The 18073-nt window shown below is 60.1% G+C and carries 13 protein-coding genes; 6 read left to right on the top strand and 7 right to left on the bottom strand.

What is annotated here, in order from left to right; genetic code table 11:
- Positions 1–6 precede the first annotated feature (6 nt).
- Positions 7–1305, top strand: coding sequence for a 2-oxoglutarate dehydrogenase complex dihydrolipoyllysine-residue succinyltransferase (odhB, locus tag EXY20_RS38010; protein WP_135557666.1), 1299 nt, complete (start codon positions 7–9; stop codon positions 1303–1305).
- A gap of 326 nt (positions 1306–1631) precedes the next feature.
- Here the strand turns inward: odhB and EXY20_RS38005 are convergent, their stop codons facing one another.
- On the bottom strand, positions 1632–2372 hold the full coding sequence (locus EXY20_RS38005; protein WP_135557665.1) for an SDR family NAD(P)-dependent oxidoreductase: 741 nt from the start codon (positions 2370–2372) through the stop codon (positions 1632–1634).
- 182 nt (positions 2373–2554) lie between these two features.
- Here EXY20_RS38005 and EXY20_RS38000 point away from each other — a divergent pair, with 182 nt between their 5' ends.
- Both EXY20_RS38000 and EXY20_RS37995 read left to right on the top strand, forming a co-directional pair.
- Positions 2555–2887: an ArsR/SmtB family transcription factor gene (locus tag EXY20_RS38000; RefSeq protein ID WP_135557664.1), complete on the top strand. Its 333-nt coding sequence runs from the start codon at positions 2555–2557 to the stop codon at positions 2885–2887.
- A gap of 20 nt (positions 2888–2907) precedes the next feature.
- Positions 2908–3411, top strand: a complete 504-nt coding sequence (locus EXY20_RS37995) for an SRPBCC domain-containing protein (RefSeq protein ID WP_135557663.1) — start codon at positions 2908–2910, stop codon at positions 3409–3411.
- A gap of 87 nt (positions 3412–3498) precedes the next feature.
- Here EXY20_RS37995 and EXY20_RS37990 read toward each other — a convergent pair whose 3' ends face one another.
- The gene (locus EXY20_RS37990; protein WP_135557662.1) at positions 3499–4866 is read right to left on the bottom strand and encodes a dipeptidase; all 1368 of its coding nucleotides are present in this window, start codon (positions 4864–4866) and stop codon (positions 3499–3501) included.
- Between the two features lie 180 nt (positions 4867–5046).
- Here EXY20_RS37990 and EXY20_RS37985 point away from each other — a divergent pair, with 180 nt between their 5' ends.
- Together EXY20_RS37985 and EXY20_RS37980 are read left to right on the top strand one after the other, a co-directional pair.
- Positions 5047–5472, top strand: a complete 426-nt coding sequence (locus tag EXY20_RS37985) for a MerR family transcriptional regulator (protein WP_135557661.1) — start codon at positions 5047–5049, stop codon at positions 5470–5472.
- A gap of 15 nt (positions 5473–5487) precedes the next feature.
- Positions 5488–6933 carry an MDR family MFS transporter gene (locus tag EXY20_RS37980; protein WP_135557660.1) on the top strand — a complete coding sequence of 482 codons (1446 nt, stop codon included), beginning with the start codon at positions 5488–5490 and terminating at the stop codon, positions 6931–6933.
- An 867-nt stretch (positions 6934–7800) separates the two neighbouring features.
- Here EXY20_RS37980 and EXY20_RS37975 read toward each other — a convergent pair.
- The 4 genes from EXY20_RS37975 to EXY20_RS37960 all read right to left on the bottom strand — a co-directional run bounded on the left by EXY20_RS37975 (position 7801) and on the right by EXY20_RS37960 (position 13719).
- Positions 7801–10155, bottom strand: a complete 2355-nt coding sequence (locus EXY20_RS37975; RefSeq protein WP_167859804.1) for a helix-turn-helix domain-containing protein — start codon at positions 10153–10155, stop codon at positions 7801–7803.
- Between the two features lie 103 nt (positions 10156–10258).
- A complete protein-coding gene (locus EXY20_RS37970; RefSeq protein WP_135557658.1) occupies positions 10259–11785 on the bottom strand; it encodes an ABC transporter substrate-binding protein in 1527 nt (508 codons plus the stop codon).
- Between the two features lie 110 nt (positions 11786–11895).
- Entirely contained in the window at positions 11896–12789 is an 894-nt protein-coding gene (locus EXY20_RS37965; RefSeq protein WP_135557657.1) for a carbohydrate ABC transporter permease, read from the bottom strand.
- 9 nt (positions 12790–12798) lie between these two features.
- Positions 12799–13719 (bottom strand): ABC transporter permease, encoded by a 921-nt coding sequence (locus EXY20_RS37960; RefSeq protein WP_135557656.1) that lies wholly within the window; start codon positions 13717–13719, stop codon positions 12799–12801.
- A 278-nt stretch (positions 13720–13997) separates the two neighbouring features.
- Here EXY20_RS37960 and EXY20_RS37955 point away from each other — a divergent pair, with 278 nt between their 5' ends.
- On the top strand, positions 13998–16343 hold the full coding sequence (locus EXY20_RS37955) for a DUF4838 domain-containing protein (RefSeq protein WP_135557655.1): 2346 nt from the start codon (positions 13998–14000) through the stop codon (positions 16341–16343).
- 410 nt (positions 16344–16753) lie between these two features.
- On the opposite strand, the gene EXY20_RS37950 is transcribed toward EXY20_RS37955, so the two are convergent.
- Positions 16754–17335 (bottom strand): dihydrofolate reductase family protein, encoded by a 582-nt coding sequence (locus EXY20_RS37950; RefSeq protein WP_135557654.1) that lies wholly within the window; start codon positions 17333–17335, stop codon positions 16754–16756.
- Positions 17336–18073 lie beyond the last annotated feature (738 nt).

Below are 18073 nucleotides of genomic sequence, written 5' to 3'. Positions count from 1 at the left end.
CGATAGATGGCGGATATCAAAGTGCCCGAGATGGGCGAATCGATCGCCGAAGGCACTGTCGCCCAATGGATGGTGAAGGAAGGCGATACGGTCCGGCAAGGCGATTTGCTGCTGGAGTTGGAGACGGACAAGGTCAATTTGCAGGTGAACGCGACGGAAGCGGGCGTGATCGGCGCAATCGCCAAGCGCGAAGGCGATATCGTGCGCGCAGGCGACACGCTGGGCACGATCCGCAGCGGCAGCGCGGGAGCGTCGGCGGAGACGGAGCGGCAGCGCGAGGCGGCCTCGCCGGCAAGGGAGCAGCCGCAGGCAAGCGGCAGCGCGGCGACGAGCGCGGGTGCGGCAGCGGAGGCGGAGCGGCAGCGCGAGGCGCTGGCGGCGACGCCATCGGCGCGGAAGCTGGCGCGCGAACGCGGCGTCGATTGGCAGCGCGTGACGCCGAGCGATCCGGGCGGCCGCATCACGCGCGACGACGTGGCGAACGCGGCGGAGCAAGCGCCCGCGGCGCCAGCGCCGGCGCAGCCCGCACCGGCGCCGACGGATAGCAGCACGGCGGCCGGCGTCGCAGCGGCAGCTCCGGCTGCGCCTGCGGGCGACGCCGGCAAGCCGGTCGAGACGGTGCGCATGTCCCGGCGCCGGCAGACGATCGCGAGCCGGCTCGTCGAAGCGCAGCGCACCGCGGCGATGCTGACGACGTTCAACGAAGTCGACATGACGAACATCATGGAGCTCCGCAAGCGGCGGAAGCAATCGTTCCAGGAGAAGCACGAAGTCGGGCTCGGCTTCATGTCCTTCTTCACCAAAGCGGTCGTCGGCGCGCTCAAGGCGTTTCCGCTGCTGAACGCCGAAATCGAAGGCGACTCCATCCACATCAAAAAATTTTACGACATCGGCATCGCCGTCGCCGCCAAGGAAGGCCTGGTCGTCCCCGTTGTACGCGACGCAGACCGGCTCAGCTTCGCCGAAATCGAGAAGCGCATCGCCGATCTGGCGAACCGGGCGCGGAGCAACACGCTCCAGCTGACCGACCTGCAAGGCGGCACGTTCTCGATCACGAACGGCGGCGTGTTCGGTTCGCTGCTGTCGACGCCGATCCTGAACACGCCGCAGGTCGGCATTCTCGGCATGCACAAAATCCAGTGGCGCCCGATCGCGCTCGACGAAGAGCGGATGGCGAACCGGCCGATGATGTATGTGGCGCTGTCGTACGACCATCGCATCGTCGACGGAGCCGAGGCCGTTCGTTTCCTGGTGACGCTGAAGGAAATGCTCGAGGATCCCGAAACGCTGCTGCTGGAAGGCTAGGCCAGGCGAGACGAGGCGAGGCGGGGGAGCCGCGGCAGGTCGCTCTCTCCCGGCACTTGCGCGAAATAGCCAACAAAAAATGGCTTATTGGCTTCTTTTCACCCGGTCCATCGAAAATAACCAGTGAAAACACTGGCTATTTCCGTCTGGACAGCTCAAATTGGTCCTTTCCGTCCGAATAGCCAGCGAAATCACTGGCTATTCCGTGGCCGAGGGCCTTTTTTAAGGAGATAGCCAATAAAACATGGCTTATTTGCCGCAAGGGGAAGGCCACCGGGCGATTCGCCCGGCGGCTCTTGACGCGCGCGATGGTTGGCCGGCGCGGACTACATCGTTTGCCCGCTGTCCACTGTGATCAGCTGCCCCGTCATCGCTTCCTGCTCCAGCGCGGCGCAGATGAGCTGGGCGATATCGTCCGGCGTGGCGATCTGCTTCAGCAGGAGACGGGGAACCAGCCTGTTCATTTGCTCTTCGCGGCCGGCCCACCAGCGGGTCGCCACCGCTCCGGGCAGTACGGCGTTGACCCGGATGTGCGGCGCCAGCGCCCGGGCGAGCGACAAGGTCAGCCCGTGTACGGCCGATTTGGATACCGCGTACGGCAGGGACGAGCCAAGGCCCGTTTGCCCGGCGATGCTGCCGATGTTGACGATCGCGCCTTGCCGGCTCTCCTTCATGAAGGGAGCCACGGCGCGGGCGCAGTGGAACATCCCTTTCACGTTCACGTCGAACAACTCATCCCACACGTCATCCGTCGCCGCTTCCAGATCGTCAAGCGGGATGTGCCGCGTCGTGCTGGCGTTGTTCACCAGCAGATGGATGGCGCCGAAATGGCCGGCAACGGCTTCCGCCATCCGTCTGACTTGCTCGTCCTGCGATACGTCCGCCTGGATCGCGATCGCCCGTCCGCCATCGTTTGCGATCAGCCGAACCGTTTCTTCCGCGTCTTCCCTGGAGCGGGAGTAGTTCACCGCCACGACGGCGCCCCGCTTGGCCAGCGCCAGCGAGGTCGCCCGGCCGATGCCGGTGCCGCCGCCGGTGACAAGCGCTATTTTGCCATGCAGATCCAAACAAGTGCACCTCCCGAAAAAGTCGATTGCAACAGCTTCATTGTAAAGGAAACCGCGGCTCGGAAGAAAGTAGGATCGGAACGATGTAAATATTCCTTTACAGGAATATTCCCGTTGTGGTATACTTCAATCATGAAACGAAGAATGACGATCAAACGGGGTGGTCAAAGGAGCAAACGCCAATGGACATCTCCACCTTCAGCGCTTTATCGGAGCCGAACCGGCTGCGCATTGTCGAACTGCTGCGCGACGGACCGCTCACGGTAGGAGAGATCGCGGAACAGCTTGGGCTCAGGCAGCCTCAAGCGTCGAAACACCTTCGGGTGCTGCTCGATTCGGGCCTGGTCGAAGTGCAGGCCGCCCGCAACCGCCGCCATTACAAGCTCCGGCTGGAGCCGTTTCAACGGCTGGACGAATGGCTGGAATCGTACCGGGGCGTATGGGATGAACGCTTCACTGCTTTGGAAAGCTATTTGCAGCGCTTGCGCAAAAATCCGCGACAAACGGAAACTTAACATTTGAGAGGATGAGGACGATGACGAACAAAATGGTGACGAAAGTGGAAGGCAACGTGCTGGTGCTGGAGCGTGTGTTCAATGCCCCGCCGGAGCTGGTGTTCCGGGCATTCTCCGATGCGGAGCACCTGAAACACTGGTGGGGACCGCGCGGCTGGACGCTGCCGGTGTGCAACATCGATTTTCGCCCGGGCGGCGTGTGGCATTATTGCATGAAGTGCGTCGACGAGAATCAGGGCGACTTCTTCGGTATGGAATCGTGGGGGAAAGCCATCTATGGAGAAATCGTTCACGGGGAGAAAATCGCCTATGTCGACTATTTCTCGGATGCGGAAGGCAATGAAGCGGAAGGAATGCCCTCGTCGGATATCGTCATGGAGTTCTTGCCGTTCGAAGGCAAAACGAAGCTCGTGAGCAAGGCCGCTTACGAGTCGGAAGAAGCGCTGCGCCAAGTGGTCGCAATGGGCATGGAGCAAGGCATCACCGAAACGTGGGATCGTCTGGAAGAGTTCCTGCAGCAATAATTCCGCTCAGCCGTACGGCAAAAAGCTGCCCCGCAGACCCAATCAAGGGCCGGAGGCAGCTTTTTGCATTATCGTGTTGCCGGCGGTTCAGGCGCCTTGCCCGGCCTTCTGCAAGTAGCGGACGATCGTCAGCAACCCCTTGTCAAAATTGTCCAGGTTCAGGTGCTCGTCCGGGGCGTGCAGGTTTTCGTCCGGCAGGCCGAAGCCCATCATCACGACGGGAGCGGCAAGCACGCTGGCGAACGTCGCCACGACGGGGATCGAGCCGCCGTCCTTGGTGAAAACGGCGCGCGTGCCGTAGACGTCCGCATAAGCGTCCGCGGCCAACTGAAGCAGCGGATGCGTCGGGTCGCAGCTGAATGCGAGCGCCCGCTCGCCTTGCTTGACGGTCAGCTTCGCTCCCGTCGGCAAGTGCTTCCGCAAGTGCGCCTCGACCCGGTCCAGCGTTTTCTGCGGGTCTTGCGTGCCGACCAGGCGGCACGTGATTTTGGCGTGCGCTTCCTTTGGAATGACGGTCTTCGTGCCTTCCCCCTGGAACCCGCCATAGACGCCGTTCAACTCCAGCGTCGGCCGGGCGCCGGTGCGCTCGGTGAACGAGAAGCCGGCTTCGCCGTACAGCGCGTCCAGCCCAAGATCGGCGGCGAGCTGGCGCTCGTCCGGATTATAGCTGGCAAGATCGGCTTTCTCCAGTTCCGATAGTTCGGGCACGCCTTCGTAAAAGCCTTCCACCGCCACGCGGCCTTGTTCGTCGTGAAGCGAAGCGAGCAGCTCCACAAGCGCGTGCAGCGAGTTCGGCACAGCGCCGCCGTACAGGCCGGAGTGCAGGTCGGTCTTCGCCGTCGCAACGGTTACCTCCAGCGAGCAGAGCCCGCGCAGCCCGGTGCAGATCGACGGTTTGCCTTTCTCCAGCAGCGACGAATCCGAAATAACGACCGCGTCCGCGGCGAGCAGCTCTTGATTCGCGACGAGGAATTCGGGCAAGCTTTTGCCGGAAATTTCTTCTTCGCCTTCGATGCAGAACTTGATATTGACCGGCAGTCGGCGGTCTTCCTGCAGCAGCGCTTCCACGGCTTTGACGTGAAGGAACAGCTGTCCCTTGTCGTCGGTCGCGCCGCGCGCGTACAGCTTGCCGTCGCGCACGGCCGGCTCGAACGGCGGCGACGACCACAGGTGCAGCGGGTCGACCGGCTGCACGTCGTAGTGGCCGTAAATCAGCAACGTTGGCTTGCCTGGCGCGTGCAGGTGATCGGCGTACACGATCGGGTTCCCGTTCGTTTCGCGAATCGCCACGTGCTCCATGCCGGCGCGCGTCAGCGAATCGGCCAGCCAGCGGGCGGCGGCGGCGATATCCGGCTTGTGCGCGGACAGCGCCGAGATGCTCGGAATGGCCAGCCATTCCTTAAGCTCGCCCAACTGCTCCTCGCGGCGGGCGGCAAAATAATCGGCGTAACTCATCGGCCGACAGCTCCTTTCGTAACCGTAGTCTTCCCTGATTTTAGCATTCTTTTGCGCGGACGGCCAAGACGGCGAAGACAACCCCCAATTATCTATCCGTTGACGTTAACGTAAATGAGTGTTACCATTTTCCATGCTGCAGAATGAAGTTGACGCTTGCTTGCCGAAGGAGGATATCGGTTGAACGGATACAAAATTGAAGAGGCCGCCGCACAAACCGGCTTGACGAAGCGCACGATCCGCTATTACGAGGAGATCGGGCTGATAGACAACCCGGACCGGACGGAGGGCGGCATCCGCATCTATACGGAAGCGGACATTACCAAACTGAAGAACATCGTGCTCGCCAAGGAAGTGCTGGGCTACTCGCTGCAGGACCTGCAGGAGTTTCTGCGGATGAACGGGCAGCTGAACGAGCTGCGCACGGCGGCCAAATCGTCGGAGGACCGCGCGGTACGCAGCCGCAACCTGGATGAGATGGAGAAGCTGCTGCATACGGAAATAGGCATGATCGATGCGAAAATGAACCGTATGGCCGCCTTCCAGACGGAGCTGCGGCAGTTGCTGCAGCGGGTGGAGGAAGCGAAGCGGAAATACGCGGAGTAGAACGGGGGAAGACCGATGGAGAAAGACACGGCGACGGCTCCGTTCTGGCATGTGATGTTTGCCGTCTTCTTCGGCAATTTCATGGCGATTCTGAGCTCGACGACGATCAACGTCGCCTTGCCGGTGTTCATGGACGATTTTCATGCCGATATAGCGACAGTGCAGTGGATGATGTCCGGCTTCATGCTGTCCATGGGCGTCATTGCGCCGGTGATCGGCTTCATCGGCGACCGGATCAGCTACAAACGGCTGTACGTATGGGCGCTTGCCGGTTTTACCGTCGTTTCCGCCCTGTGCATGCTGGCCTGGAACATCGAATCGCTGATCGCGTTCCGGATTCTGCAAGGTTTGTTCAGCGGTATTATCATGCCGACGACACTGACGATCATCTACCAGGTCATTCCGAAGGAACGGCAATCGTTCGGCGTCTCGCTGTGGAGCGTGTCGGCGATGCTGGCGCCGGCTTTCGGGCCGACGATCGGCGGCTGGCTGACGGAATATTTCGGCTGGGAGTCGCTGTTTGCGCTGGGCGTCCCGATCGGCGTCATCGCCGTTGCGGTGGCGCTGCGCTACATCCCGTTCTACCGGCTGGGCAAAGGACTGACGCTCGACGTTCCGGGCCTGCTCGCCGTCATCGTCGGCACCGCGTCCTTGCTGACGGCGTTCAGCGAAAGCAGCAACTGGGGCTGGACCTCGTGGGAAACGCTGTCGCTGACTGCGGTCGGCGTGCTTGTTGTCGTTTACTTCGTGCTGCGCACGCTGCGCGTGAGCAACCCGCTGCTCAACCTGCGCTTGTTCGCTACGTCGCGCTTCACTTACGGACTGATCGTCAATTGCACGATTACGATTTCGCTGTATGCCGGCACGTTCCTCGTTCCGGTCTATATGCAGAATGTGCTGATGTCGTCTTCGCTGCATACCGCGCTTGTGATGCTGCCCGGCACGATTGCGATGGCGCTGCTGGCCCCGGTCGTCGGCAAGCTGTATGACAAGCTGGGGCCGTTCCGCCTCGTGCTGGCGGGCGTCGTGCTGCTGTGCGCGTCGACCTGGATGCTCAGCCGGCTGAACCTGGTGTCGAGCACGACGTTCATCGTCGTCTGGATCGCGGTTCGCTACATTGGCGTCGCGCTCAGCAACATGCCGGTAACCAACACGGCGATGAAGGCCGTTCCGAGCCAGCTGTCCGGCCAGGCGTCGGCGCTGCTGAACTGGATCCGCCAGGGAACGGCGGCGCTGTCGGTCAGCATCTTCAGCACGCTGCTCACCTCGCGGACGGCCGACCACGCGAAGCATGCGCCGGCGCCGACCAGCCATGCGACGCCGCTGTCGCTCGGCATCCACGACATCTTCGTCATCGGCACTGTGCTGGTGGCGTTGACGCTGCCGTTGACCTTGCTGCTGCGGCAGCGCAGCGGGTCGCCGGGAGCCGCGGCCGCCGCTTCCGCGGGCGGCTCGCGCTGAGGTTGCGCCGACGCAGGCGAAATAGGCCATGAAAAATGGCCTATTTGCCCTTTGCGGGCCGTTCCATCGAAAATAGCCAGTGAAAACACTGGCTATTGGGGCCAAACTACGCTAATATAGAACTTTTCTCCGAAATAGCCAGCGATTTCACTGGCTATTTTGTTGTTGGATGCCATTATTGACGAAATAGCCAACAAAACATGGCTTATTTCTAAGTTGCGGCCTCGCTCGTGAGCAGGGAACTGTTGTAGCCGCCCCTGTGGGCGGCTCTGCTCCCTCCCGCCCGGTCGGCGGTACCCGCCGCCGGGCCTCCACTCGACCGTATTCCATTTCCGTCACGCTTTCGCGCAGATGAGTTCGCCGTGCTGTTGCTGCGATTCACGACCCCACTGTCGGCTAAATGCACTTTTGCACTTAAAAATGGCCGAACCGACTGTCTGCGAACGTTTAAGTGTACAAATACACTTCATCTTCTGAGACTAACCCCTATTTTGAATTTTTCGCTTGATCTTAATGTAAAAATGCGTTTAAACATGAAAAAAAACAAAAATGAGATCATTTAAATGTATTTTTGCTTTAAAGATTAGACAGCTACTGGTGCGAGGCGCGGGGACGGGAGGAGAGGCAGTTACAGTAGCGTGGGAGCGCCGACTGATGGAAAAGTAATTACTGGTGCTGGAATGCGACGACGGGAGGAGAGGCAATTACTGTTGCGAGGCGAGGGGACGAGAGGGGCAGCAGCCACTGGTGCGGGACGCGTCGACAGGAGGAGAAGCAGCTATTGCTGCGTGGGAGCGCCGGCAGTCGGAGAGGCAGCCGCTGCGCTGGCCCAAAGCGCGCCGCCTGCCACAGGAAAGCCAGCCCCCTCTAGCCCGGCCCGCTCTTGTGATGCTGGATGCTGGCGGTCATCCGGAATTCCTTGGGCGTCGTGCCGTATTTCTTCTTGAACAGCCGGAAGAAGTAGCTATGGTTGCTGTAGCCGACCCGTTCCATAATTTCGGCGACCGTCAAATTTTTGCCCAGGAGCAGCTCCTGCGCCTTGACGAGCCGCACGTCGTTGATGTAATCGACGATCGAGATGAATTCGGCCGTCTTGAACACTTTGCCGATGTACACGGCGGACATCTTCAGCATGGCGGCGATGTGCTGCACGTTCAGATTCGGGTCCGCATAGTGCCGCCCGATAATTTCCTTGATGCTGTAGACGATCGTTTCGTTGCGGTCCGAACGCGCCTGATCGCGCTGCTCGAAGAACGTTTCGCCGACGGCCGCGATCGCCTCGAACGCGTCGTCCAGCGTTTCCTGCTCGAGCAGGCCCGGCGACAGGAAAGCAACGTCAACCGGATGGAGCAGGTTGTAGTTGATTTCCTTGCAAGCCTGGTTGAGCGCCAGGATAAGGTGCATAACCGACGAAACGATCGGTTCGTAGGCATAGTCCGCCAAATAAAGCCGGTAGCCGCGCATCGCTTCCGCAAAGCCCGCGGCATCGCCGAGCCGCAGCGCGTCAAGGATGCGCTTTTCGTGCTCCGCAATGGAGGGCAGCGTCGGGCGAATCTCCGCGAGGACCGCCGGCGTCAGGCAAGCGCCCCTGCCGTGAACGAAGCGGTACAGCAACAGCTGCAGCGCTTCGTTGTAGCTGGCGGTGATCGCCTCGTACCGCAGCGCGGCACCGCTGATAGCGGTGGTGAACGAGACCTGGTAATACTGCTGCGCCACGCGGGCGACTTCCCGCATCAGCGCAGCCGTTTCGCGCTCTTCGCCCGCTGCATTCGCTTGCGGCGAAGACGCACTCGCAGCCGGACAAGCGACCAGCACGGCCAGCAGGTCGTCGCGCATGTCGATCGTTTCGCATGCGTATTGCTGCGAAAGCACGTCCTGCGCGATGTTCAGCAGCGCAAAAGCGATCAGCTTCTGCTCGCCCTGGCTGTGCGATTCCTTGAACCGGTGCAGGTCGTCGATGCGCAGCAGAATGACGCGGAAGGCGCCGGACAAGTCAAGCTGCAGCGCCGCCGCCGTCTGGGCGAGCTCTTCCTCGCTCAGCGAACCGCTGTCGACCAGCAGACGGCGGACGACGTAGTTTCGCGTCATCGCTTTATTGTCCTGGCGGTCCTGCGCGAGCACCGTCAGCCGGTCGGTCAAAAATTGCTGGTACGAGGAAATGTAGCCGAGCTCGTCCTGCGGCTGCCGCCAATGCCCTTCCGGCATATCCTGCGGGAACTTGATCTGCCGCGTGAGCGCCCCGATCGGTTTGTACAGCAGCCGCGAAATGGCCACGGACAACGTAACGGCGAGCAGCGCGAAGGTAGCGGTGACGGCGACGATGACCCATTTCAGATGGTCGTCGGTCAGGAGAATGTTCCGCAGCGGCTGGACGATCACGACTTTCCAGCCGAGGCTGGCGACTTTTTTGGACGTAACGACATACCGGTCGCCGGCAAACGATTCGACGCTGTAGCCGCCGCCGGGACTGCCGCCGGACAGCTTGGCGGAAACTTTTTGCGCCAGCGCCATCTGATCGTCGGCATCGGCGTCCTTCATGATGACGGCCCCGTCGTCGTTCATGACGAACACTTTGTAATCGCGGCTGTCGGAGGTCCGGACGTTGTTCAGAATCCACTCCGGCTTCACGTTGACGAACAGCATGCTGTCGCCGCGCTTGTACCGGTCGAGCGAGTCGTGCATGACGTACGTGAAGAAGAGCGGCGTCGCTCCGTCATTGCCCCTGGCATTGTCGAAATAGACAGGGGTCAGCTTCATTTTGACGATATCGGCCTTGAAGTCGGTATAATTGCGCAGCTTCGCGAACAAATTTTCGTTGTCGATTTCCGCGGAGCCGGTCGTATTGGCATAAAATCGGTCCATCCGCGGGTTGTAGAACACGATGGAGTGGAGAAAGGAGGAGTTGGTGTAAAATTTGTTCAGTTGATGGATCTTGGTCACGATGTCTTCCGGCAGCTCCCCGTAGCGGAGCGCGTACAAATCGTCGTCGAAAAAGACGGACACGGCAACGTCGCGGATCATTTGCTCCAGGTAATTCATGTTCTGATCGACCTGCGCCAGCACCTTCTCGTTGGCCTGGTACTGGATGCGCAGCTGGTCGCGCTCGAAATAGGTGTACAGCACACCGGAGAAGACGAGCAGGCAGACGACGATCAGCAAGGAAAACGACAGCAGCATGCGAAACAGGAACTTGCGCGATTTGTAGACGCCGACGGCTTTCATCACAATCCTCCCTTGCTGGTTCGGCTGCCGTCGGCGACGTAAGGCCGCATCGCCGGGGCGCATGCCCCGCGAATACGGCCGTCTTCCAAGCCACGCCAAGCGGCTATTTCTTCATCCCTTTATCTTTGAGGAACTGGTCGAACTGCTTCTGCACCTCGGCAAAAATTTTGTCTTCACCGGCTTTCTGCAACCGCTCGTACACTTTCGGCCACGTCGTTTCGAAATCGAGCGTGCCGGTGGCCAGCCCCATCTTGTATTCGTTCAGCACGGCCTGTTCGTTGGCCATCTCCGTTTTTACCGGTTCGGAATTGAACTTGAACGCGCCGTAAGGGTTCACTTCCGCCGTCTCGTCGCGCTTCTTCGTTTCCGTCCAGATGGTCAGCGGCTGTCCCTCCTTGACGTAGGAGTTGAAGACGCTGCCGAACACCCAGTCTACATTCGGCTTGTAGGCGCCGTTTTCCTTCAGCTTGATCGTGCCGTCCGGCAGCTTGTCGTAATGTTTGCCTTCGATGCCGTTGCACAGCAAATTGTACAGGTACGGATCGGAATTGACCAGATCGAGCACCATCATCGCGCGGTCCGGGTGCTTGGACGTGCGGCTGATCGATTGAAGCGTATCCGGACTGAAGCCCTGCGTCGTCACCGGCGCAAGCGGGATGGCGATGACGTCGTTGCCGCCGTTGTTCAGCTTGGCTTCGGCTTCCACGCCCGGCTTGAGCGTCGTAACGCCGATAACGGCGAGCAAGCCCTTGCTGTAAAAATCGTTGTATTTCGACGTGGCGGCGTCTTTGTAGATGTAGCCTTTTTTGTACCAGCTGCTGGCCAGCTTGTAAGCTTCTTCGTTGAAGTGGCGGAAGAGCGCGTGACTGCTGTCGCCTTTCTTCACGCCGAAGCCGTCGGGCGGAATGCCCCAGATGTCGTTCATCGGGTAATACTGGTTGCCGAAGTTGCCGTAAGGGATAATGTCCTTCTCCCCATTCTTAACTTGCTCCAGAAACGGCTCGAGGTCTCCCATCTTCTTGATTTTGCTCGGGTCGAGCTTGTATTTGTCGGCCAGCCGCTTCTGCACAAGCACGCCGTATTGGCCGGACATCGTCTGCATATTCGGAATCGCGTACGTTTTGCCTTCGATCTTGAGCGAATCCCATACGATCTGGGGCGTGTTCTTCTTGATGTTCGGCGCGTATTTGTCCAGCAGTTCGTCAATCGCCAGGAAAGCGCCTTTGCGCATGTTCTGTTCGTGGTTGAACGCGAAGCCGTTCCAGAGGATGTCGAACGTGTCTCCGGCGGCGATGACGGTGTTCAGCTTCTGCCCGTAGTTGCCGAATTCGACGGGAATCAGCTTGATCGTCGTATTCAGCTTGGCTTGCAAATATTTGTTCACTTCGTCCTGAACGAGCTTCTGGTCCGGCTCTTGTTTGGACACGCCGTAGTACCAGGTCAGCTCGACGGGATCGAGCTTGGCGGAAGGCGATGCGGAAGCCGGCGATGCCGACGCCGCTCCGGCAGATGGCGATGGGGATGCCGACGGCTTGGGCGCGTCGGCCGTTTTGCCGCTGCAGGCGGCGAGGAAGAGCAAGCTTGCGCCAAGCAGCAGCGACAGCACTTGTTTGAATGACCATTTGTACATGAGAACGACCCTCCTGATAATAAATGAGCTATCACATGATTGCGGAGAGCGGCTGCCGACTTGCGGTTCACCTCCATCATACAATTTCTCCGCAACGGTTGTAACCGGTGTCAACCTTTCAACGAGCCTACGGTCAAGCCTCTGACGAAAAATTTCTGGAAGAACGGGAAAACGACGATCATCGGGCCGCCGGCCAATACGGCCAGCGCCATTCGCGCTCCGTGGTTCGGAAACGACGACATGTCGATATTCAGCCCGTTCGTAAACTGCGAATTGGACGTCAAATATTCGATGGTGTTCAGAATGCGCACCAGCAGCAGCTGCAGCGGGACGAGCCGCTGGTCGTCGATGAACAGGAGCGCGTTGAACCATTCGTTCCAGTAGCCGAAGGAAATGAACAGCGCCAGCGTGGCCAGCGCCGGCTTTGCCAGCGGCAGCACGATCGTGAAGAAGATGCGCCACTCGCGGGCGCCGTCGATCTTGGCGGATTCGACGATTTCCATCGGCAGCTTGAGCAGGAACGAACGCAGCAGCATGATGTAGAACGGGCTGAGCAGCCCCGGCAAAATCAGCGCAAGCAGCGTGTCCTTCAAGTGCAGCACCTGCGTGATCAGCATGTAGAACGGCACGAGACCGCCGCTGAACAGCATGGTGAAAAACACGTAAAACACGGTGATGCGGTTGTACCGGTAATCCCGGCGCGAAATGCCGTAGGCGGTCATCGCCGTCAGCAGCAGCCCGCCTGCGGTGCCGATGGCGGTAATCAGGATCGTGACGCCGTAAGCGTGCAGCAGGATGGCGGGGGACGCGAACAGATAGCGGTACGCGTCCAGGCTGATCCGGTCCGGCAGCAGCCGGTAGCCGTGCGCGAGCACGGACTTTTCGCTGGTGAACGATACGGCGACGACGAGCCAGAACGGCACGATCATGGCCAGGCTGACGAGGACGAACCACAGGTTGATGGCGAATTGGTGCGGCTGCAGCCGCTTGATTGTGCGAGACATGGTTTCACCTCACCAGAGCGAATGATCGGCGTTGATTTTGCGAATGGCGTAGTTGGCCCCGATGATCAGCACGAAGCCGACGACCGACTGGTACAGCCCGACGGCGGCGGACATGCCGATGTCGCCGAGGTCGCGCAGGGCGCGGTAGACATAGGTGTCGATGATGTCCGTGGCCGGATACGTGAAGCCGGAGTTGTTCGGGATGAAATAATGAAGCCCGAAGTCGCCGCGGAACAGGTTGCCGATCGCCATAATCATCAGAATGACGACCATCGGCGTCAGCAGCGGCACCGTGATGTGGCGCGCCATCTGCAGCTTGCTCGCCCCGTCGATGCGGGCGGCCTCGTAATACTCCGTGTCGATGCCGACGATCGCCGCATAATAGATGAGCGTGCTGAACCCGATCCCTTTCCACAGCTGCACGATGTTCAGGATGTAGGGCCAGACGCCGGCTTCCTGGTACCACTTGATTTCCTCCCCGCCGAATTGCGCGATCGTCCGGTTCAGCAGGCCGTTGCCATGATCGAGGAAGGCGTACACGATGTAGCTGACCAGCACCCACGACAGAAAATAGGGCAGGAACATCGACGTCTGATATACCTTGATCCAGCGCCTTCTCACTTCGTTCAGCATGATGGCGAACGCGACCGCACACACCGTACCGATGACGAAATAGCTGACGCCGTACAGCACCGTGTTGCGCGTAATCCGCCAGGCGATGTCGGAGACGAAGAAGTAACGGAAGTTGGCGAAGCCGACCCAGTCGCTGCCGAGGATGCCTTTGTCGAAGCGGTAATTTTTGAAGGCGACGATAATGCCGAACATCGGCAGGTAGGCAAAAATCAGTTTGTACGCGATGCCCGGCAGCGTAAGCCAGAACAGTTCCTGGTGCTTGCGGAAGTGCCTCCATTCGTTCAGCAGCGTTCTCATTCCCGATCCTCCATAGGCTGACTGACGTTTCCGTCGTGCCTCCATCATTCCACAGCCCCGGTCCGGCTGCATATGGCACTATTTCAACATTTGTTTACTGGACGGGTGCACAGAAGCAAGAATGGTCCGATTTGACCGCCAGTTTGCAAAAGTGGACGAAAGTTGAGATTCGACCGTTTCCTCCCCCGGTGCCGTATGGCATGATCGGGGCGTGCGCGCGTGTTCGTGTGTTGCTGCGGCGTGGCAAAATGAGGAGAGGAAGCGGTAGGATGGGTGGCATGAGACTGGAGTTGAGCAAACAGGGCGTTTCGCGGTATGTCATTACGGTGAGCGAGGGCGCAACGGAGCCGGAGCGGACGGCGGCGGACGAATTGGGCCGCTATCTGCGGCTGGCGACGGGAGCGGCGTTCCCGGTGGTGCGGGAAGAAGAGGCAGCGGCTGACGGGCTGCGCATCGCCGTGGGACACAGCGGCTTGTATGGCCGCCTGTTCCCGGAGGAGCCGCTGGATGCGCTGGACAGCGACACGATCGTCATTCGTACGGCGGGCGAGCAGCTGATCCTGGCCGGCGGTCGTCCGCGGGGAACGATGTATGCCGTGTATACGTTCCTCGAGCAGTACGCGGGGATTCGCTGGTGGACGCCGACGGACATCGACGTGCCCGCGGCGCCGGACTTGGCGGTGGAGCCTGCGGATACGATGTATGCGCCGCCGTTTCGCATCCGCGAGGTGTTCTCCCGGGCGATCCGGCTGACCGCCGACGAGCTGCGGGAGCTGGACGGCGGCGACTCGCGCGGCATCGTGCCGGAGGAAGGCCGGTTCGCGGCGACCGGCAAGCTGGGCGGGTTCTTCAACGTTGTGCCGGACCGGTTCGGCGGCCATTATGACTTGCTCGGCGAGGCGCACACGTTCGAGAAGATCATGCCGCCTTCGGCGTACTTCGCAGCGCATCCGGAATGGTTCGGCGAGATGGCGGGCCGGCGCGAGGTGTACCAGCTGTGCCTGACGAACGAAGCGATGCGGCGGCAATTCATCGCCAATACGCTCGGTTGGCTGGGCAACCATCCCGGTACGATCTGCGTTTCGGTCAGCCAGAACGATTATCCCGAGCATTGCACTTGCGAGCGCTGCAGCGCCGCGATTCGGGAGCTCGGCTCGCCGACCGACCTGCTGCTGCACTTCCTGAACGAGGTGGCGGATGCGGTCGAGCGCGATTATCCCGGCACCGTGGTCGAAACGCTGGCTTATCAATGGACGCGCAAGCCGCCGGTTACGGTTCGCCCGCGGCCGAATATCATGATCCGGCTGTGCAGCATCGAATGCTCGATGAACCATCCGCTCGATCACGAGGCGAACCGCCATTTCTACGACGATTTGCTCGGTTGGGCGGCTCTAACGAGCAACCTGTACATCTGGCATTACACGCTCAATGCCCACAATCTCGCCATCCCGCATCCGTACGCCTACGGAACCGCTGCGCTGCTGCGGCAGCTGTCGGCGTTCCGCGTGACCGGCGTGTTCCTGCAGGGCGACGGGTTCAACCTGCGCGGCAATTTTCACGAGCTGAAGGCGTGGGTGTACGCGAAGCTGCTGTGGGACCCGCAGCAGGACGAACAGGCGCTGATCGACGCGTTCATCGACGGCTACTACGGACCGGCCGCGCCGGCAATCCGCTCCTTGTGGCAGATGCTCCACGGGAGGATGCGGGAGAGCGGCCAGTACTACGGCTGCTTCTTCCGCAACCTTGCCAGCTATTATGACGCCTATGAGAAGGTGCTGCCGCAAATTACGACTGCCAGTTGGCTCGATCCGGCCGACTTGAACGCCGCTGCGGATTGGCTCGATGCCGCGGAGGCGGCGGCTGGCGGCGAGTCGAAGTATGCGGCGCGAGCGGCCGACTGCCGCATTGCGTTCGACGCCGTCCGGCTGCAGGACGAAGCCGGCCTGCGGCTGCTGGCGCGGCAGTCGGGGCTGCCGTTCCGCGGTCCCGCCGCAAGCGAAGAGGGAACGGTGGAGCGGTTTGCCGCGCGGGCGGCCGAACGGTTCGCCGACTACCACGTGGAAGGCTGGCGGTTCGGGCAAGGGTATACGGACTATTTGCAAAAACGGCACATCCGCCTGCTAGACGGAGCGGATGGCGCGCCGGCCGTGGAAGTAAGCGGCAGCGTGTTTACGCAAATGACGTCGGCGCGGGTGCACTTTCGCGAGCGGAACAGGGCGACCCGCACCGTGGACGACCCGGCGTCGGCGCGGGGGACGGCGGCGGTACTGGCGCCGGACGAAGTGGCGGACGACCGGGCGCTTGCGTTCGTGCACAACCTGGCTTGCTTCTATTATTACCGGGCGGAGGGGCGGTGGGATATCCGGCTCGATATCCGCTGCGACACTGCGTTAGCGTCCGGCATCGTTTTCCGCGTGCAGTTGGTCGACATCCTCGCGGGTTGTATCGTAGCGGAAACGCCGGGCCTGGCGGAGCATCTGCAGGCGGGCGTGTACCGCACATACGGGCTGGGCGCGCATTCGCTGCGCGACGGGCTGTTCGTGCGCGTCGCGATCGCGGACCGGGCGAGCGTGGCAGGCGTTTATTTGGATCGGCTGCTGCTGACGCAGGTGAAGGAGGGGTAGTTGGGGAGCCCCGTTGCCTGATTGCAATGGGGGTTTACGACGAATAGGCGAATAGGCCATGAAAAATGGCTTATTCGCTCTTTTTGGGTCGCTTCGTCGAAAATAGCCAGCGAAAACGCTGGCTATTCATAGCAATTGGCCCCCAAATTGTTTTATTCCAGGGAATAGCCAGTGAAATCACTGGCTATTTCTTCAAGGGGGTTGCTTTTTCATGCAATAGCCAATATAACATGGCTTATTCTGACATAACCACATGCGAAACAGCGGTGCGGAGACGCAGTCGTATGGACCGGATATCCCCGGAAGCTTCGGCAGCGCACTGCTGCCGCGGTTTTCGCAGATCGTCCGGGGTACACAGATGCCTTAGTATCGATCGGCGATTGTCCGGACATAAGCGGAATCGGATTTCTCTAGTTCCCCTTCTTTCGCTCATAATGCAGCAGGATATTGCCGGAGTCGAACGATTGCGCCGCCTTGAGCTGCAGCTCGAATCGTGTGCCGTCCGGAAACAACCGTTTTCCTCCGCCCACCACCACCGGCGTGACAATGAAGATGTACTCGTCGATCAAATTCTCCAACGCCAGCTGCTGCACAATCGAACCGCTGCCCAGCACGAGAATGTCGGAGCGGAATCGCTGCTTCCATTCCCTGACGGTTTCCGGAAGGTTGCCGCGATGGATGCGCGTGTTGGCCCAGTCGGACGATGGGAGCGTTGTGGAGAAAACAAGCTTGGTCATCGCTGTCAATTCCTCCGCGGTCGCTTTCAAATGTTTGGGCGCATGCGGGTCCTGGAGGAACGGGGTCCAATACCGTTCAAACAAGCGGAACGTCTCGCCGCCCAGCAGCAGCATCTCCATCCTGCCGCCCATCGTGTGCGCTGCGGCGTCTACCTCCGGGTCATGGATGAACCAATCCATCCCCATACTCGCCTCGTCCGCCCCGGCAAAATAACCGTCGAGCGATACCCGGTTCAACATTTTGATTCGACACATCCGCCGTCACTCCTCATCTTCCTTGGGAATGACTTCATCATAAACGAAGCCGACCCTGCACAATTGGACAAAACCGTCCAATTGACCGCTGAAGCGGGGCGCATTTTAGGGCGAGGGCTGCTCTGGAACAGGAGGAGTGGCGAACAAGCGGTGGAACGAGCAGCGAATAAGTCGCGGAGCTTGCGGTAGGGCAAGTGGCAGGAGGAGTGGCGAACAAGCGGTGGAACGAGCGGCCGAGCAAGTGGCGCGAAAAGCAGCAGGCTTAAGTGTAACAATGCAGGCAAATTCCACGCAAACACTCGATCGTACCTTTTACATGCCATTCTGCACTTAACAAACCAGAATGTTCCAATAATTAGGCGATACGAGAGCCATTACGTGTATCTTTGAAGGTAAACCCGCGCAAAAGGCCGGTTACATGCATATTTGCATTTAACGGCCAGAATTCACGATGTATTTAACAAACTTGGGCTTTCATCCAGCAAATAACCCGTGATTTCACTGGATACATTTTACATGACCATTTAAATCGACCGATAAGCCATTTCTCGCGGCTGTTGATTACCGATGAGCAACTTCAAAGTATGCTCCGACGAGCCCCAAGGTAGACCGGATCGGTGCCTTGGAACCTGTAAACATTCCTGTAGGCGCCAAGATACGGCCTTGGACAAAAAACAGGAGCGCCTCGTATGATGGGGGTGTGACGGGTCAATAGCCCTAAAACCCACCAAGGAGGCG

Source organism: Paenibacillus cymbidii, from assembly GCF_004764705.1.
Classification (GTDB): domain Bacteria; phylum Bacillota; class Bacilli; order Paenibacillales; family NBRC-103111; genus Paenibacillus_AN; species Paenibacillus_AN cymbidii.
Note: the sequence above shows the minus strand (reverse complement) of the source record. Positions and strands in the feature narration are given on the sequence as shown.

Bases quoted from the DNA above. Each gene is read 5' to 3' on its own strand.
- odhB (WP_135557666.1), top strand. From the start codon at position 7: ATGGCGGATATCAAAGTGCCCGAGATGGGCGAATCGATCGCCGAAGGC.
- EXY20_RS38000 (WP_135557664.1), top strand. From the start codon at position 2,555: ATGGACATCTCCACCTTCAGCGCTTTATCGGAGCCGAACCGGCTGCGC.
- EXY20_RS37995 (WP_135557663.1), top strand. From the start codon at position 2,908: ATGACGAACAAAATGGTGACGAAAGTGGAAGGCAACGTGCTGGTGCTG.
- EXY20_RS37990 (WP_135557662.1), bottom strand. From the start codon at position 4,866: ATGAGTTACGCCGATTATTTTGCCGCCCGCCGCGAGGAGCAGTTGGGC.
- EXY20_RS37980 (WP_135557660.1), top strand. From the start codon at position 5,488: ATGGAGAAAGACACGGCGACGGCTCCGTTCTGGCATGTGATGTTTGCC.
- EXY20_RS37975 (WP_167859804.1), bottom strand. From the start codon at position 10,155: ATGAAAGCCGTCGGCGTCTACAAATCGCGCAAGTTCCTGTTTCGCATG.
- EXY20_RS37970 (WP_135557658.1), bottom strand. From the start codon at position 11,785: ATGTACAAATGGTCATTCAAACAAGTGCTGTCGCTGCTGCTTGGCGCA.
- EXY20_RS37965 (WP_135557657.1), bottom strand. From the start codon at position 12,789: ATGTCTCGCACAATCAAGCGGCTGCAGCCGCACCAATTCGCCATCAAC.
- EXY20_RS37960 (WP_135557656.1), bottom strand. From the start codon at position 13,719: ATGAGAACGCTGCTGAACGAATGGAGGCACTTCCGCAAGCACCAGGAA.
- EXY20_RS37955 (WP_135557655.1), top strand. From the start codon at position 13,998: ATGAGACTGGAGTTGAGCAAACAGGGCGTTTCGCGGTATGTCATTACG.
- EXY20_RS37950 (WP_135557654.1), bottom strand. From the start codon at position 17,335: ATGTGTCGAATCAAAATGTTGAACCGGGTATCGCTCGACGGTTATTTT.